At 37.7% G+C, this 15,969-nt stretch carries 12 protein-coding genes; 8 read left to right on the top strand and 4 right to left on the bottom strand.

What is annotated here, in order from left to right; genetic code table 11:
- Positions 1 to 64: 64 nt before the first annotated feature.
- Complete coding sequence (locus tag VBZ51_RS16780; protein WP_416577665.1) at positions 65 to 1,624, bottom strand: sulfatase family protein; 1,560 nt, start codon at positions 1,622 to 1,624, stop codon at positions 65 to 67.
- 7 nt (positions 1,625 to 1,631) lie between these two features.
- On the bottom strand, positions 1,632 to 3,062 hold the full coding sequence (locus tag VBZ51_RS16775) for a sulfatase-like hydrolase/transferase (protein ID WP_416577664.1): 1,431 nt from the start codon (positions 3,060 to 3,062) through the stop codon (positions 1,632 to 1,634).
- A 252-nt stretch (positions 3,063 to 3,314) separates the two neighbouring features.
- Here VBZ51_RS16775 and VBZ51_RS16770 point away from each other — a divergent pair, with 252 nt between their 5' ends.
- From VBZ51_RS16770 to VBZ51_RS16735, 8 genes are all read left to right on the top strand, one after another.
- On the top strand, positions 3,315 to 4,865 hold the full coding sequence (locus VBZ51_RS16770) for an alpha-L-fucosidase (RefSeq protein WP_416577663.1): 1,551 nt from the start codon (positions 3,315 to 3,317) through the stop codon (positions 4,863 to 4,865).
- Positions 4,866 to 4,961: 96 nt separating this feature from the next.
- Positions 4,962 to 5,969 carry a zinc-binding alcohol dehydrogenase family protein gene (locus tag VBZ51_RS16765; RefSeq protein WP_416577662.1) on the top strand — a complete coding sequence of 336 codons (1,008 nt, stop codon included), beginning with the start codon at positions 4,962 to 4,964 and terminating at the stop codon, positions 5,967 to 5,969.
- Between the two features lie 62 nt (positions 5,970 to 6,031).
- Positions 6,032 to 7,684 carry a UxaA family hydrolase gene (locus VBZ51_RS16760; RefSeq protein WP_416577661.1) on the top strand — a complete coding sequence of 551 codons (1,653 nt, stop codon included), beginning with the start codon at positions 6,032 to 6,034 and terminating at the stop codon, positions 7,682 to 7,684.
- A gap of 8 nt (positions 7,685 to 7,692) precedes the next feature.
- Positions 7,693 to 9,144, top strand: a complete 1,452-nt coding sequence (locus tag VBZ51_RS16755) for a tagaturonate reductase (protein WP_416577660.1) — start codon at positions 7,693 to 7,695, stop codon at positions 9,142 to 9,144.
- 22 nt (positions 9,145 to 9,166) lie between these two features.
- Positions 9,167 to 9,994, top strand: coding sequence for an amidohydrolase family protein (locus VBZ51_RS16750; protein ID WP_416577659.1), 828 nt, complete (start codon positions 9,167 to 9,169; stop codon positions 9,992 to 9,994).
- A gap of 2 nt (positions 9,995 to 9,996) precedes the next feature.
- A complete protein-coding gene (locus VBZ51_RS16745; RefSeq protein WP_416577658.1) occupies positions 9,997 to 10,791 on the top strand; it encodes an SDR family oxidoreductase in 795 nt (264 codons plus the stop codon).
- A 23-nt stretch (positions 10,792 to 10,814) separates the two neighbouring features.
- Positions 10,815 to 12,137 carry an L-fucose:H+ symporter permease gene (gene fucP / locus VBZ51_RS16740; RefSeq protein WP_416577657.1) on the top strand — a complete coding sequence of 441 codons (1,323 nt, stop codon included), beginning with the start codon at positions 10,815 to 10,817 and terminating at the stop codon, positions 12,135 to 12,137.
- A gap of 12 nt (positions 12,138 to 12,149) precedes the next feature.
- Positions 12,150 to 12,500, top strand: a complete 351-nt coding sequence (locus VBZ51_RS16735) for an L-rhamnose mutarotase (protein ID WP_074674453.1) — start codon at positions 12,150 to 12,152, stop codon at positions 12,498 to 12,500.
- A gap of 119 nt (positions 12,501 to 12,619) precedes the next feature.
- Here the strand turns inward: VBZ51_RS16735 and VBZ51_RS16730 are convergent, their stop codons facing one another.
- On the bottom strand, positions 12,620 to 14,299 hold the full coding sequence (locus VBZ51_RS16730) for a sulfatase (protein WP_416577656.1): 1,680 nt from the start codon (positions 14,297 to 14,299) through the stop codon (positions 12,620 to 12,622).
- A 108-nt stretch (positions 14,300 to 14,407) separates the two neighbouring features.
- Positions 14,408 to 15,967 carry a RagB/SusD family nutrient uptake outer membrane protein gene (locus VBZ51_RS16725; RefSeq protein WP_159301630.1) on the bottom strand — a complete coding sequence of 520 codons (1,560 nt, stop codon included), beginning with the start codon at positions 15,965 to 15,967 and terminating at the stop codon, positions 14,408 to 14,410.
- Between the last annotated feature and the right edge of the window lie 2 nt (positions 15,968 to 15,969).

Genomic DNA, 15,969 nt, shown 5'->3' with positions numbered 1-15,969 from the left:
ACTTCTGCTTAAACGAAAAAGCACCCTATCGGGTGCTTCTAACAAATAAAACTAACAATTACCATTAATGTAATTCCAACTCAGGTACCGATGCATTATCGTTCCCTCCAATACGTTCATATACTGATTTTAGTTCTTTTAATTTTTCAGGATTCTCTGCCGCTACATTTATTTGTTGACCTAGATCATTTTTAAGATTATATAATTGGTAAGATTCATCATTACCCAATTCTATATTCACTTGAGTATTTATTACTGAGCCCGAGTATGGCGGAATAAATGCCCAATCGCCTTTTCTAAGAGCGGTTCTACCACCGGCCTCAATAATCAGCTGATCTCTGCCTTTTTCAGATTTTCCCAGAAATGTGCTGAGTAAATTTTGGCTATCGGGTAACTTAGAATCGGCTCCTGCTAGTTCGGCAAGAGATGCATATAAATCTATTTGGCAAACAAGTGCATTAGATGTTTTGGGTGCTATCTTTCCTTTCCAATAGACCGAAAATGGCACTCTGGCACCTGCTTCAAAAAGGCTATATTTTCCTCCTCTCAATCCCCCTGCCGGAGTATGTTCTCCCAACTTTTCTACGGCATCATCATAATAACCATCATTTAGCACAGGTCCGTTATCACTCGTAAACACAATTAAAGTGTTCTCCAAGATACCTTGTGTTTCCAGTTCTTTTAAAAATTCGCCGATTACCCAATCTGCCTCAACGATTACATCGCCCCTTGGTCCCATACCCGATGCACCTACAAATCTAGGATGTGGCGTTCTTGGCACATGCGGTTGTTGTAAGGCATAATACAGAAAAAAAGGAGCGTCTTTATGACTAGCTACGTATGCCTTAGCTTTTTCCAAAAAATGGTCTGCCATATCAATATCGGTCCACTTGGCTGCTTCTCCACCTTTCATATAACCAATTCTAGGTACACCGTTTACTATACTTTGGTTATGGCCATGGTGCCATTTCATGGTGGTCAACTCAGGATTATCCTTACCAGTTGGTTCACCTTCAAAGTTTTCCTCATAACTAACTTCTATAGGGTCGTTAGGATCTAAATTATCAACCTTGCCATTATCTATATAAACTGTTGGCACCCTGTCTTGCGTGGCAGCTAATATGTACGAATAATCAAAACCTAATTGATTGGGACCGGGAGTAATTTCTTGGTTCCAGTCTACATTACCGTTACCCAGTCCTAAATGCCATTTACCTACGATACCTGTTTGGTATCCCTTCTTCTTTAGCATTTTAGGAATTGTGGGTTGATCGGTATCTATTATCAATGGTGCCGTCCCTGGCAATATCGCCGCGTTTACTCGCCATGGATATTCGCCCGTAAGCAATGCATACCTACTAGGCGTACAAGTTGCAGAACTGGCATAACCGGAAGTAAACTTTACCCCCTCATTAACCAACCTGTCCATATTCGGTGTTTTTAATTCGGTTGCGCCATAAGCCCCAACATCACCATAGCCCAAATCATCCAAATAAATGATGACAATATTCGGTTGTTCGTTTTTTGATGGTTGTTCTTCTTTTTTTTCTTTCTGCTCACCACAGCTTGTTGCAATAAAGATGGCTATTATACACCCTATTTGTTTTAAAAAACCATTTTTCATACTACTATTATTTGATAGTTTCCTTGTATTCGTTTGACATTTTGTGAAACCCAATTTCTTCACCAGCCAACATTCTTTGGTAATCTTTTGGTCTCTCTTTCTTAACCCATTCTAAAACATCTACAGACTCGGCGTGTACAGGATCATAAGTCTCACCGATCGGTTTAAAGGCTTCATTGTAATCTAAGGTTTGCTGTCTCATTTTTTGTACTACGGCAGCATATTCAACATCCAAAACCAAATTATTCAGTTCAAATGGATCTTTTTCTAAATCATACAGCTCTTCTGCCGGTTTTAATCCGAAGAAAAGTAATTCATTTTTATTCAATTTACCCTGTTCTTTTAAGCTTCGCATTACGTGTACGGCAGGCCTATAAAATTCTAAATATGCTTGATGGGCATCCCAAGGTATCTCTGGTTTAAAATTTCTGATGTACTTGAACTTGTTGGTGGTTATGGCTTTGCTTTTTTCCGGAATTTCATCCCACAAATCGCGAGATGCAAATACCTCGGTTCGGTCAAAATCTTCATCCAAAAATGATTTTCCGGTCATAAAATCAGGAATTTTAACCTGTGCCAAATCTAAAATGGTTGCCGTTATATCTGTTGAACTTACTATTCGGTCATCTATCTGGCCCTTGTCTATCCCTTTGGGCCATTTCACCAATAACGGAATTCTTAATCCAGAATCGTGTAAATATCCCTTTCCTCTAATATTACATCTACCATTATCACCTATGAAAATTACCACTGTATTCTCGGCAAGTCCTTTTTGTTCCAGTTCTTTAAAAAGCATTCCAATTTCAGCATCCATATATTCCATCTGATCTAAATACTTGGCCCAATCTAACCTAATTACGGGATCATCCGCCAAATATGGTGGCAGTTCCACATCATTGGGGTTTACAGGATGTTTGGATTTTGCACGGATTTCATCCCACCAATCGCCCCTGTGAGTTACGTTCAATGTTATCTGCGAAAAAAATGGTGCATCTTTTGGCAGAAACTCATCGTACTTATCATAAATACCAAAATTTGATTCACCGTCCCAAGTACCAATAGCTGTATGTTTAAAATTCACATCGATCTTTCTTCCTTTACCACGTACATCTTTATGTCCCAAAATAGTGGTGTAACCCGCATCCCTTAATAATTGCGTAAAGGGAACAAACGGTTTTGGCAATACTACATCCCTATTACTGCGGTGATTGTGGGTATTACTTTTTTGTTGATGTGTACCCAAAATCATGGCAGATCTACTTGGTGAACAAATAGGGTTGGTCACAAAACAATTATTAAAGCGAATGCCATCTGCCGCCATTTGGTCCAAGTTGGGCGTCTTAACCGCTTTGACACCATAACACGCCAAATCTAAACTAATATCTTCTGCCATAATCCAAATTATATTAGGCAAATTTTTGCTGTTATCCTGACTCATCAAAAACTGAACAGCACATAAAAGCACACACAAACATCGTATTTTCAACTGCATATGAATTTTACTTTTTATTTAAACATTACTAACATTAATTATATATATCTCAAAGAAATACATATAAAACCTAATAAAAAACAAGGATAACCATTTGTTGTAATCATTAAAACATCTGTTACGAACTTGATTGAACAAAAAACGGAATTTAGCAACTCTTACTTAGACATACCTTTTATAAATCGTTACCATATGAATATGAACAAGTACTTTGTATTACCATTGATCGGTCTATTGATACTGACGGGATGCAAATCTGAATCGGGAAAAAAGAACAATGAAACCGTTGAAACCAAAAAACATTTTGAGCCTAATTGGGAATCCATAAAGAAAAATTATAAAGACCCAGAATGGTTTAATGACCAAAAATTCGGAATCTTCATTCATTGGGGCGCATACGCCGTACCGGCATATAGTTCTGAGTGGTACCCTAGAAGAATGTATATGGATACTGCTACATTTTCAGCGCAATTGAACCACCAACAACTTGGTCCAAATGAAGTGTACCTATATCATAAAAAGAAGTATGGCGATCAAAAGGAATTTGGGTACAAAGATTTTATACCCCAGTTTAAAGGTGAAAAGTTCAACGCTGCAGAATGGATAGATATTTTTAAAAAATCTGGCGCTAAATATGTCATACCCGTTGCAGACCACCATGATGGTTTTGCCATGTACAAGTCCAATACCACGAGATGGAATTCAGTAGACATGGGACCTAAAAAGGATATTCTGGGCGAATTATTTAAAGAAGGCCGAAAAGAAGGTCTTATTATGGGCGCTTCTTCCCATTATGCGTTTAATTGGTCTTTCTATAATAAAAAGGACCACTTTGACACTACAGATCCTGAATTTGCGGATTTATATTCTGCAAAAGGTAAAGATCTGACCGAACCTGTTTCTGAAGAGTTCAAGAAATTATGGTGGAATAGAACGGTTGATTTAATTGACAATTACCAACCAGATATTCTATGGTTCGATTTCTATTTAGACATACCAGATTTTAAGGAATACAGACCTAAGCTTGCTGCTTACTACTACAATAAGGGTATAGAATGGGGCAAGGAAGTAGTCATAAACGATAAGAATTTTGATCATGAGGCTTTTCCTGAAGGAACTGTTATCTACGATCTAGAAAGAGGAAAATTGCCAGGTATTAGAAAATTGCCTTGGCAGACCGATACTTCCATAGGTAAAAACTCATGGGGCTATGTTACCAATTGGGAATCTAAAAACACCAATGAACTAGTTGACGATTTAGTAGATATCGTTTCTAAAAATGGAAATCTACTTTTAAACATAGGTCCTAAAGCAGATGGCACTATTCCAGCAGATCAACAAAAAATACTTTTTGAAATTGGCGATTGGTTAAAAGTAAATGGTGATGCCATTTACAACACCGAATATTGGACCGTTTTTGGTGAAGGACCTACCGAGGTTAAAAAAGGACATCATTCTGAAGGTGAAAACAAAGGGTTTACGGCTCAAGATATTAGATTCACTAAAAAAGACAATAAGCTTTATGCCATTCTATTGGCCTGGCCAGAAAACAATTCGGTAACCATTGAATCCTTGGCTTTAGGAAACACCAACGCAGAGGGTCTAGATATTAAATCTATTACGTTATTGGGATCAGATAATGAAATTGCATATAAGCAAACCAATAACGGTCTTGAAATAGCAAACCTTGGAGAAAAGAAAGGTGACCACGCCTTCTGCCTAGAAATTACCCTAGGCGATAAAATTTAGTTTTAAAAATAATTGTTTGTGTTAGTTTTAATTAAATGATGCACCCCTAACGGGGTGCGTTTTTAAACGACCACTTGCATTTGAACATTTACGATAATGAAATATATAACTTGCGAAGAACCCGGCACGTTTACCCTAAAAGATAAAGAAGCACCTGTAGCTAAACCTAATGAAGCTACTCTAAAAATTAAAAGAGTTGGTATATGTGGTACAGATCTGCATGCCTATGCGGGCAATCAAGCTTTTTTTAGCTATCCACGTATTTTAGGTCATGAACTTGCTGCTGAAATTATTGCTATAGAACCTAATTCAAAAGGGCTCAAACAAGGTGATAAGGTAGTAGTCATGCCTTATATAAGTTGTAATGCTTGTGTGGCTTGCAAGGCTGGAAAAACAAACTGCTGTACCAACATTAAGGTTTTAGGCGTTCATACCGATGGTGGTATGCAAGAAATTATAAACGTGCCTATTGCCCTACTGCTTCCTGCGAGCAATCTAAGTTTAGAGCAAATGGCAATTGTAGAGCCATTGGCCATTGGTGCGCACGCTTTACGTAGGGCACAGATAAAAAAAGGAGAAACCGTTGCGGTTATAGGTTGTGGCCCAATAGGCATAGGAATTATGAAATTGGCACAATTGCAAGGCGCCAAAGTAATTGCCATTGATGTTAATCAACAAAGGTTAAACTATGCCAAAGAAAAAATTGGAGTAGACTATATTGTAAAAGCAGATGATGATGCAATAGCAAAGGTCAATGAAATTACCAATAATGATTTGGCTACAGCAGTTTTTGATGCCACAGGAAATAAATATGCCTTAGAAACCGGTCCTAATTATATGGCACATGGTGGGCGATATATATTAGTAGGATTATCGAAGGGAGAGTTAACTTTTAATCACCCTGCAATACATGCAAAGGAGTCTACCATTATGTGTAGCAGAAACGCAACCTTGGCAGATTTTGAATATATAATCCATGTTATTGATCAATTCCCCATAACTTCTTTTGTTACACATACCGTACCTTACACAGAAATGATTGCCAATTTTGATGCTTGGTTAAAACCTGAAACCGGGGTAATTAAAGCCATGGTCACTTTCTAAACCTGATATGAAATAGAAGGCAACTAATGGGTTCTATTTCACAAACGCTTGTAAACGAATTTATGGATAACAGATTTTTACATATTCACCCAAAAGATAATATACTCGTTGCCTTACAAGATATACCTGAAGGCACGGATATTCATCATGATAATATTACCATTCGTATTCCTAAAAAAGTAAAGGCAAAACACAAGTTTGCCCTATCGCCTATTAAAAAAGATGCCTTAGTATATATGTACGGTTCTATTGTAGGCAAAGCGGTTGTGCCTATTAAAAAAGGAGAAACTATTACTACTGAGAATTTAGTACATGCAGCATCTACCTATCAAATAGAAAACCAACAATGGAACTTTACCCCTCCAAATATTGATACTTTTAAGGACAGAACTTTCATGGGCTATCACAGAAAAGATGGTAGCGTAGGTACCGCTAATTACTGGCTAGTTATCCCTTTAGTATTCTGTGAGAATAGAAATGTTGAAGTATTGAAGACAGCGCTTTTAAAACCGTTAGGATATAAAACATCAGCAGCAGACATCATCTCTACAGAGACGCTCATAAAGCAGTATAAGAATCAAGCTACTAGTGAAGAATTATTAAAAAGCAATATTCTAAAACCTGAAATTCCGAATACGGACGAGCAGGTTTTCCCCAATGTAGACGGTATTAAATTTTTAACACATGATGGCGGTTGCGGCGGCATTAGACAAGATAGCAATACGCTTTGTAATTTACTGGCCGGCTATATTACCAACCCCAATGTAGCAGGTGCTACCGTATTAAGTCTTGGTTGCCAAAACGCTCAGATTCCTATACTAGAAGATGCCATAAATAAAAGAGATACTCAGTTTTCTAAACCACTTATCATACTAGAACAACAACAAAGTAAAAGTGAACAACATTTTATTGAAGATGCAGTTAAACAAACCTTTTTAGGTTTAATAGAGGCCAATAAAACCCAACGTGCTCCGGCACCACTGAACAAACTGACCCTAGGGCTGGAGTGTGGTGGATCTGACGGGTTTTCAGGTATCTCCGCCAACCCCGCACTAGGTCATGTTTCAGATATGTTGGTGGCACTTGGCGCATCTACGGTTCTTGCTGAATTTCCTGAGCTAAATGGTGTTGAACAGGAACTTCTGAATAGATGTGAGTCTAAAGAAAACGCAAAAAAATTTGCGGGACTAATGCAAACCTATGCCAAACGTGCCGAGGAGGTGGGATCAGGTTTTGAAAACAACCCTTCACCCGGTAATATAAAAGACGGACTCATTACAGACGCAATGAAGTCCGCCGGAGCGGCAAAAAAAGGTGGTACTTCCACAATTACCGATGTGCTTGATTATACCGAACCGGTAACGAAAAAAGGCTTGAATTTACTTTGTACTCCTGGTAACGATGTAGAAAGTACGACGGGACTTGCAGGTTCTGGCTGCACTATTATTTGCTTTACTACAGGGTTAGGAACCCCTACCGGCAACCCTATTGCCCCTACCATTAAAATAGCAAGCAATACGCAACTCAGCGAGCGTATGGCAGATATCATTGACTTTAACACTGGTGATATTATAGAGGCTACGGCAACTATTGAAAGTAAAGGAGAAGAGCTTCTAGAATACATCATTGCCGTGGCAAGCGGAGAAAAAATACCTAACGCAGTACGTTTGGGACAAGACGATTTTATTCCATGGAAAAGAGGAATATCACTATAACAATACATATGGAAATTTTAAACAGTAATGCCATAACCGATCGTAAATCATTACCCATAAAAGTAATGCAATTTGGAGGTGGTAATTTTCTAAGGGCATTTGTAGATATTAGTATTCAAAAAATAAACAACGCTACGACCTTCAATGCCGGTGTTGCCGTAATTAAACCCACTGCACGTGGTGACTATCAAGTCCTAAAATCACAAGATGGTTTGTTCTCCGTGCAATTAGAAGGATATGAGAACAATATTTTTGTACAAGATTTAACCGTTGTTGATTGCATTCAAAAAGTTATCAATCCTTATTCTGAATGGCAAAAGTATATTGACCTTTCAAAGACTCCTGAACTGCGGTTTATTATATCGAACACTACGGAAGCGGGTATCGTTTTTAATTCTGATGATGCCTTTGACCATACACCACCCAAAGAGTTTCCGGCAAAACTTACCGTTTGGCTATTTCATAGGTTTACACACTTTGATGGCGCTTTGGATAAAGGATGCATTCTTTTACCTGTTGAACTTATTCATAAAAATGGGGAAGCATTAAAACAATGTATTTTACAATACGCAAATCACTGGTCTTTGAGCGATGCATTTAAAAACTGGATTTCTGAAGCATGCATATTTTACAATACCTTGGTAGACCGTATTGTATCTGGTTATCCTAAAGATAAAATTGAAGAGATAGAAGCCAAACTTGGCTTTAAAGACCAACTTGCAGTTGCCGGTGAACTGTACCAAAGTTGGTTATTAGAAGGACCTGATGACATTTTAAATGAATTTCCTTTCAATAAAACCGATTTAAATATTGAATTGGTTTCAGACTTGGAATCCTATAGAAATTTAAAAGTGCGCATTTTAAACGGTGCCCATACATCAATGGTTCCAGTTGCATACCTATTAGGTGAACGCTTGGTTAAAGACGCCATGAAGAATACCCAAGTCGCTAATTTTATTCATCAAGTATTGATGAGCGAAGTGTTGGAGACTCTAGATTTTCCAAATGATTATAAAGAGCAATTTGCTAATGACGTCGTTAACAGATTTAAAAACCCGGCTCTTGAACATCAGCTGATCAGTATTGCATTGAACAGTACCTCAAAATTTGTAACTCGTTTATTACCTAGCTTAAAAGATTATTTGAAAATAAAAGGAAGTCTTCCCGCAAATATCACATTTGCATTGAGTGCTCTAATTCGCTTTTATGAAGGAAGTTTCAACAATGACAAAATTGATTTAAATGATACTTCTTCGGTACTTGAATATTTCTCTAACACCTGGGAACAATTTAGAGAAAACGACAATGACTTAAATACATTGACTACCAGATTATTGGGCAATTCTGATATATGGCAAGAGGACCTGAACCAAATAACCGGTTTAACGAACATGGTTTATAACAACCTCAGCAATATTGAAAAATACGGATTTGAAGAAGCTGTTACAATGATAAATTAATGTAACTATTGATCAATTTACTATGAACATAGACGCACATCAACATTTTTGGCAGTATGAGCCCGTAAAGCATTCATGGATCGATGATGATATGAGGGTAATTAGAAGAGATTTCATGCCTAATGACCTCATTGGTGAATTAAAAGCCAATGCCATTGACGGCTGTGTTGCGGTACAAGCTGATCAAACATTAACGGAAACTGAATTTTTAATTGATCTAGCCGCAGAAAACAATTTCATAAAAGGTGTTGTGGGCTGGGTAGATTTACGTGCTTCTACCATTAAAAGCGATTTAGAAAAGTTAAGCAACCATACTATATTAAAGGGATTTAGACATGTGGTACAGGGAGAACCTGATCATAATTTTCTATTAAGAAAGCCATTTTTGAACGGTATAAAAGAACTTGAACCGTTTGGATATACTTATGACATTCTAATTTTTCCGCATCAGCTTGGGGCAACTTTAGAGTTTGTCAAGCAATTTCCAAATCAAAAATTTGTGATTGATCATATAGCTAAACCCTACATAAAAGATGGTTTTTATGACGGTTGGGCTACCATGATGAGAGAAATAGCATTACTGGAAAATGTTTACTGTAAACTATCGGGTATGATTACAGAGGCCGACTACAAAAAATGGAAGCCTGATGATCTCTCAAAATATCTAGACCTTGTCCTGACCTCTTTTGGTTCAAAAAGATGCCTTTTTGGTTCTGACTGGCCTGTTTGCTTGGTAGCGGGAAATTATAGCCAGGTTAAAAACTTAGTCACAGATTTCATTTCTGGTCTAAGCGATAACGAACAACATAACATTATGGGAAACAATGCAGTTGAATTTTACAATTTATAAGTATGGATTTAAGACTAAAAGATAAAGTAGTAGTAATAACGGGTGCAGCCGGTCTACGAGGAAGCATTGGGCAAACCATTGTAGAAGAATTAGCTAAGGAAGGCGCTATTCCTGTTATTGTTTGTAGAAATGATCGCGGATTGGAATATGAAAAAGAGCTACGTGATAAAGGTATAGACAGCATATTTGTAAAGACAGATTTAACCGATGTTGTACAAATAGAACAAGCGGCGAAGACCATTGGTGATAAATATGGAAAAATAGATGCCTTAATCAATAATGTTGGCGTTAACGACACGGTTGGTCTGGAAGATAGCATAGAGAAATTTATGCGCTCTTTACAGCTTAATCTGGTCAGTTTTTTTGCCATGACCAAGTTTTGTCTACCCTACTTAAAAAAGGCGAAAGGCAATATTTTAAACGTAGGTTCCAAAGTTGCACTTACGGGACAGGGCGGTACTTCTGGCTATGCGGCATCCAAAGGTGGTGTTCTTGGCTTAACCCGTGAATGGGCGGTAGATTTAATTCCGTTCGGCATTCGTAGTAATGCTTTGATCATTGCTGAAAGTTGGACACCAGCCTATGAAAACTGGATCAACAGTTTAGATAATGGCGATAAAAAATTACAATCTATTGTAAAGAACATTCCGTTTGAAAACAGAATGACCTCTCCCTTAGAAATTTCCGATGCCGTATTATTCGCTATATCCGAAAGATCATCACACACCACTGGCCAATTTATAACTGTTGATGGTGGCTATGTGCATCTAGACCGATCTTTATTATCCGAAAAATAATTCTACAAAACCTACCAATCCTTATGAACACATCTGAAAAAATACCTGTTGTTGCCAAATCAGTATTGGTGCCATTTATATTGATTACTTCTCTGTTTGCTTTATGGGGCTTGGCAAATGATATGACCAACCCCATGGTACGCGGTTTTCAAAAAGTACTGGAATTATCCAACAAGCAAGCATCTTTGGTACAGTTAGCATTTTATGGTGGTTATTTTACCATGGCTATTCCCGCTGCTTTATTCGTAAATAAATACTCTTATAAAAAAGGGGTTTTATTAGGCTTGGCATTATATGCCATAGGCGCATTGCTATTTTATCCGGCAGCTGCCTATGAAAGCTACCCTTTCTTTTTATCGGCATTGTATGTATTAACTTTTGGGTTGGCGTTTTTAGAAACTACATCTAACCCGTACATTCTTTCTATGGGTGCAGAAGAAACGGCCACCAGACGTTTGAATTTTGCCCAAATGTTCAATCCAATGGGTTCTATTTTAGGACTATTGGTTGCTCAAAACTTTGTATTGGGCGCATTACAATCCGATGACACAACAGTAGATGGTGTTCCTATTTTTGACACATTGAACGAAAGTGCCAAAGCCGTCATTAGAACATCTGACCTGGAAATTATTAGAAATCCATATGTACTCTTAGGACTTGTAGTTTTGATATTTTTTGTATTGATCAGCGTGGTTAAGATGCCACAAAACAAACATCAAGAGGCAAAGGTGGTTTTTAAAGACTCCGTAAAACGATTATGGAAACAACCAAAATTTGCTTTTGGGGTGGTTACGCAGGCATTTTATGTAGGTGCCCAGATTATGTGTTGGACCTATGTGTACCAATACGCCGAAACACTTGCCATTGACTCAAAATCTGCTGTTTGGTACGGTTTAGCCGGCTACATTGTTTTTCTAGTAGGTAGAACCATAGGTACTGCCCTCATGGCCAAAATAGACTCTGGAAAATTATTAATGCTTTTTGGATTAGGTGGAATGCTAAACCTGCTGGGCGCAATATTTTTACCCGGTATGTTAGGTATATATTCATTAGTGGCAACCTCATTGTTCATGTCCATTATGTTCCCCACCATTTACGGTATTGCTTTAGAAGGCCAAGGTGAAGATGCCAAATTTGGAGCTGCATTTTTGGTCATGGCTATTGTTGGGGGAGCACTACTCCCCTTTTTACAGGGTTATATGCTAGATTTAGGTGGTGTTGGATATGAGGACATTACTATTTTTGGAGTTACAGAAATGAGATTTTCATTTGTACTATCACTTATTTGTCTTGGTGTAGTTGCCTTTTACGGAAGAACTGTTTATAAAAAATATCATACCAACTAATTAATCCATTTTATGAGTTTCAATAAACGTCTTTGTTTTGCTTGCGATTTAAAAGATAACCCAGAATTAATTGTGGAGTACAAAAAGTACCATGCAGAAGGCAATGCATGGCCAGAAATTACAAAGAGCATTAAAGATGCCGGTATCATAGATATGCAAATCTACCTTACAGGTAATAGAATGTTCATGATTATGGAAGTCGATGCTTCTTTTGATCCCGATAAGAAGTCTAAAATGGATGCGGAAAACCCAAAGGTTCAAGAATGGGAAGAACTGATGTGGGGATTTCAACAAGAACTTCCATGGGCAAAGAAAGGTGAAAAGTGGATAGCCTTAGAACAAATATTTCAATTAGAAAAGTAATACACGCTATCTAAAACCATATTAAAACCTATCAATCAACTAATTGGTAGTCTGTCATAGCTTTAATAAAAAAGCCAACTTTAACAAGTTGGCTTTTTCTATTTATAAAACTATGGTCATCAATCATTCCAATGGGCATCAATTACCTTTTGTATATGTGGGTAATTTTTATCGGTTTCATTTAATTCTTCCCTAACCTTTATCAACTCTTCTTTTAATTCAGCAATAACCTCTGTATAGTTTTGGTCATTATAAGCATTGTTCATTTCCTTTGGGTCGTTCTTTAAATCATAGAACTCCCACGCTACCGGTGTTTTATTGCTAAAATCATTACCCCAGCTAGCTTTATTATATTCAGCGTTGGGGTCGTCCGTATCTACCCAATACCTTCCGTAAAAAAATATCAACTTATAATCTTTAGTCCTAAGCCCAAAATGTGCCGGATTCTGGTGTCTGTGTGCCAAATGCATCCAATAACGATAATAAGTAGATTGCGGCCAATCTGCCGGTTCTTCCCCTGTTTCCAATATTGATTTAAAACTTCTCCCTTGCATGTAATCTGGCGCAGACCCACCTGCCATTTCAATAAGAGTAGGAGCAAAATCAGTATTATTTACCATAGCATTTGAGCGCGAACCAGCTTTAATTTTTTCAGGATAACGAATAAAGAAAGGCATACGCATAGATTCATCGTACATCCATCTTTTGTCTATATAATCATGTTCGCCCAACATAAAACCTTGATCACCGGTGTACACAATAATTGTATTCTCTAACAGATTATTTTCCTCCAAATAATGAATCAGTCTTTTTACATTATCATCTACACCCTTTACGCAACGCAAATAGCGCTTTAAGTAATCTTGATACACCTTTGAGGTGATTTCTTTTTCCTCTGGTGTCAACTGCCATTTTTTATGCTCATCTATCCCAATAGTATTTTGATCTCTATATTGTTTATAAATAGAGCTATCTGTATAAATATTCATTGCCTGATTACGAATTAAATTACGTCTAGAGACCGATGAACCAATAATGCGCGATAGGGAATCGTTCGATCCCCTAGTAGCTACCGAACCATTGTTCTTATTATCATATAAACTCTCTGGTTCCGGAATAAAGGTATCTGCCAGATAATCATTATAACGTGGGGCATTTTCAAAATCGTCATGTGGTGCTTTGTAATGATGCATTAAAAAGAAAGGTTTAGTTTTATCTCTTCCTTTATCTAACCATTCAATAGTATTGTCCGTAATAACGTCTGTAGAATGCCCTTCTGTCTGTACTACATTGTTTGGCCATTCTTGCTCTCCACGAACTCTAAAATCAGGATTAAAATATTTGCCTTGTACCGGAAGTACCTTGTAATAGTCAAATTCCGCAGGTTCATCATGCAAATGCCACTTACCTATAATTGCCGTTTGGTAACCTAATTTTTTCATCTCTTTTGGCAGGTATTGCTTCGCTGGTGGCAAGGCACCTTCCAAATCTAGCACACCGTTGGTCTGTGCTCTTTGTCCTGATATAATGGCCGCCCTACTTGGTACGCAAATAGAATTGTTTACAAACACATTTTCCATCAACATGCCCTCATTTGCCAATTTATCCAATGTTGGCGTTGGGTTCAATGATGCCAACCTACTACCATAAACGCCCAAACCTTGGGTAGTATGGTCATCTGCCATAATAAAAATGATATTTGGCTGTTTTTTTTCTTCTATAGCATCTGTCGATTTTTCGTTACAAGCCAAAGATGAAAGCACCAATGCAAACATTAAAATTTTAAAGACTTTTTTCATTCTGATATGTATTGAGCTTTTATTTTTTAATGATAAATATATAATAAACGGGAACTTTAAGGTTAATAATAGAAATGGCGACCCTTGGCCGCCATTTCTAAACTCTCTTTAATACCCCGGATTTTGTTTAAAATTTGGGTTACCGTCAATCTCATTTTGTGGGATTGCAATATACTCTCTACCTGCTTTATAGGCACTAGTACCAGCACTTTCCGATTTTAACTCAGGATTATTTACGATTCGTTCAACAACTCTGTCCCAGCGTAAAAGGTCAAAATATCGAGTACGTTCAAGAGACAATTCTTTTACCCTTTCATCTTCAATATCTTGCATGGTAATACTTGCATGCGGGGGCATATCAGCCCTTTCCCTAACTTGGTTTATGGCATCTAACGCGGCTTGAGAAGAACCGTTGAGCATAAACTCTGCCTCTGCGAACATGAGTAGAATATCTGCATATCTTAGAATTCTAACATTGTTTCCCGATCCGTACCAGCCTAGCTGTTGAGATTCTGTAAAACCGTTATATTCCCAATCCAAATATTTATTGGCAAAAATATCGGTACCATCTTCAGATAAGGCTTCGGCGTAGGTTTTATTACCATAAGTTCTTGATTTTAAATACCTACCTCTATATTCTGTTGAATCATTTGAGTTAAAAAACAAGGTCGCGAAAGCCCTAGGATCCATTTCTCCGTTGACCGTAGTTTCATCATTGTACAAATCTAAAACCCATTCGTTGATTCGCATTCCATCTTGATTGGTAAAACCTTTAGGAGCCAAATCGGGTTGGAAAGCAGCTCCTTTCCCAACTCCCGGAGCATCAGCGCCCCACCCGGAATTTCCATCAGAAATCAACTGAATTTCGAATAAGGATTCAACATTATTCTCATAAGCCTCGGTAAAGTTATGCGTATAATCCTCTGCCAATTGGTAGCGTCCATCCATAACCTTTTCAAATTCTGCCTTTGCCTCGGCGTATTTCTCTTGATACAAGAAAACTTTTCCCAACATTCCTGTTGCCGCACCACTCGTTACCCTTCCAACATCGTCAGCTGACCAAGAATCTGGCAATAACGCTTGCGCATTCTTCAAATCAGATTCAATTAAGGCCCAAACTTCTGCAGGGTCTGCCTGCTCTATAAGATTAGGTTGCTCAATTTCAGAAATTGGCGTTGTAATCAATGGAACATTTAACCAGTTATTGACCAAATTGAAATAGTTGAATGCCCTAATAAAATAGGCTTCACCTAAAATATTGTCTTTGTAATCGGCATCCATTTCTATGTTCGGAACATTGAACAACACCTCGTTTGCCCTAGTAACGCATTGATACATAGCACTCCACACCCAAAATGTGGCATTACTTTCTGATGTACCACTGAAATAACCTACAGCGGTACGTTCTGAAGTATTGAACCCGTTTACGACATCATCTCTATAATCTGATGTGAAAATCTCAAATCTAGTATAGTACCAAATATTGGTAAATGGACTATATGCACCGATGATTCCCTTTTCTGCATCCTCCTCGGTATTCCAAAATGAATTTGGGGTAATTACATTCGGGTTGGTCTGATCAAGAATGTCATCACTACAGCTAATCGTGTAGAACAACATCCCGATAAAGACGATCAATACCCTTTTTGATATTTTTATTGTGTACATAG

The sequence above is a fragment of the Maribacter sp. HS genome, from assembly GCF_048059195.1.
Lineage (GTDB): Bacteria > Bacteroidota > Bacteroidia > Flavobacteriales > Flavobacteriaceae > Maribacter > Maribacter dokdonensis.
This window is presented reverse-complemented; position numbering and strand designations above follow the sequence as displayed.

What these genes read in the sequence shown, in the direction of transcription:
- VBZ51_RS16755 (WP_416577660.1), top strand. Translation starts at nt 7,693, where the DNA reads ATGGAAATTTTAAACAGTAATGCCATAACCGATCGTAAATCATTACCC.
- VBZ51_RS16745 (WP_416577658.1), top strand. Translation starts at nt 9,997, where the DNA reads ATGGATTTAAGACTAAAAGATAAAGTAGTAGTAATAACGGGTGCAGCC.
- VBZ51_RS16775 (WP_416577664.1), bottom strand. Translation starts at nt 3,062, where the DNA reads ATGAGTCAGGATAACAGCAAAAATTTGCCTAATATAATTTGGATTATG.
- VBZ51_RS16770 (WP_416577663.1), top strand. Translation starts at nt 3,315, where the DNA reads ATGAACAAGTACTTTGTATTACCATTGATCGGTCTATTGATACTGACG.
- VBZ51_RS16760 (WP_416577661.1), top strand. Translation starts at nt 6,032, where the DNA reads ATGGATAACAGATTTTTACATATTCACCCAAAAGATAATATACTCGTT.
- VBZ51_RS16735 (WP_074674453.1), top strand. Translation starts at nt 12,150, where the DNA reads ATGAGTTTCAATAAACGTCTTTGTTTTGCTTGCGATTTAAAAGATAAC.
- VBZ51_RS16765 (WP_416577662.1), top strand. Translation starts at nt 4,962, where the DNA reads ATGAAATATATAACTTGCGAAGAACCCGGCACGTTTACCCTAAAAGAT.
- VBZ51_RS16780 (WP_416577665.1), bottom strand. Translation starts at nt 1,624, where the DNA reads ATGAAAAATGGTTTTTTAAAACAAATAGGGTGTATAATAGCCATCTTT.
- fucP (WP_416577657.1), top strand. Translation starts at nt 10,815, where the DNA reads ATGAACACATCTGAAAAAATACCTGTTGTTGCCAAATCAGTATTGGTG.
- VBZ51_RS16730 (WP_416577656.1), bottom strand. Translation starts at nt 14,299, where the DNA reads ATGAAAAAAGTCTTTAAAATTTTAATGTTTGCATTGGTGCTTTCATCT.
- VBZ51_RS16750 (WP_416577659.1), top strand. Translation starts at nt 9,167, where the DNA reads ATGAACATAGACGCACATCAACATTTTTGGCAGTATGAGCCCGTAAAG.
- VBZ51_RS16725 (WP_159301630.1), bottom strand. Translation starts at nt 15,967, where the DNA reads ATGTACACAATAAAAATATCAAAAAGGGTATTGATCGTCTTTATCGGG.